Annotated in this window: 1 protein-coding gene; it reads right to left on the bottom strand. The window is 66.8% G+C overall.

Annotation, left to right across the window (positions count from 1 at the left end):
* Positions 1–226: GTP-binding protein (locus tag NMG70_RS27650; RefSeq protein ID WP_254026255.1), on the bottom strand; the 226-nt coding region annotated here is incomplete at both ends.

Raw genomic sequence — 226 nt, 5'->3', positions numbered from 1 at the left:
GAATGTCGTCGCCGGGGAACTCGTTCTTGGTCAACAGCTCGCGCACCTCGAGCTCGACCAGCTCGAGCAGCTCGGCGTCGTCGACCTGGTCGACCTTGTTCAAGAACACCACGATCGACGGCACGCCGACCTGACGGGCCAGCAGGATGTGCTCGCGGGTCTGCGGCATCGGGCCGTCGGCGGCCGACACAACCAGGATCGCGCCGTCCATCTGCGCAGCACCGGT

Source organism: Mesorhizobium ventifaucium (genome assembly GCF_935822925.1).
In the GTDB taxonomy this organism is placed as follows: Bacteria; Pseudomonadota; Alphaproteobacteria; order Rhizobiales; family Rhizobiaceae; genus Mesorhizobium; species Mesorhizobium ventifaucium.
This window is presented reverse-complemented; position numbering and strand designations above follow the sequence as displayed.